Source organism: Thermobrachium celere DSM 8682 (genome assembly GCF_000430995.1).
Taxonomy (GTDB): domain Bacteria; phylum Bacillota; class Clostridia; order Clostridiales; family Caloramatoraceae; genus Thermobrachium; species Thermobrachium celere.
The window spans coordinates 6,221-6,791 of the sequence record NZ_HF952037.1; the positions used below are offsets into that span (position 1 = coordinate 6,221).

The 571-nt window shown below is 32.8% G+C and carries 2 pseudogenes; one reads left to right on the forward strand and one right to left on the reverse strand.

Annotated features, from left to right (window positions below):
- Positions 1 to 243, reverse strand: a pseudogene (locus tag TCEL_RS13930) (4Fe-4S ferredoxin); the annotation flags it as partial.
- A gap of 132 nt (positions 244 to 375) precedes the next feature.
- Between TCEL_RS13930 and TCEL_RS11550 the strand changes: the two are divergent.
- Positions 376 to 571 (forward strand): annotated as a pseudogene (locus tag TCEL_RS11550) (asparagine synthase (glutamine-hydrolyzing)); the annotation flags it as partial.

Here is a 571-nt window from a genome sequence, read left to right on the forward strand (position 1 = left end):
TTTGCTTCTTAAGAATGAAGGAAGAGTATTATTTAAAGATACATATTTTAAGAATTTACCTAGAAGGGAACCCCTAGGACAGTATTTTGAGCAGTGGATTTTTCCTCTTCCTCTTAAAGCATGATACATAGGTGCTGTCATACATACTATACCGAATAAACCAAATATAGGTTTAATTGCTGCAACTATAAGGAATGTTACTAATATAATCCAAGACCAATTTTGGTGGCTCTTCTTATTCATGCAGGTCACCTCCATAGAGATAATTTACATAGAATAATATACCCTATAGGGGTATATAAGTCAMGTTAAGGAGAAGGTTAGTAGATTATTTTATAACTTTAAAATAATATAGAGAAACTAGAGGTGTTAATAGTGTGTGGAATAGTTGGTTGGGTTAATTTTAATGATGATATAAAGGATAAAATAAAAGAAATTGAAAGGATGACAAGAAGGCTTGCAAAAAGAGGACCAGATGAAGAAGGTTTTTATCAGAACAATAATGTTTTGTTTGGCCATAGAAGATTGGTAGTTGTGGATCCAGCAGGTGGACAGCAACCGATGATAAAAG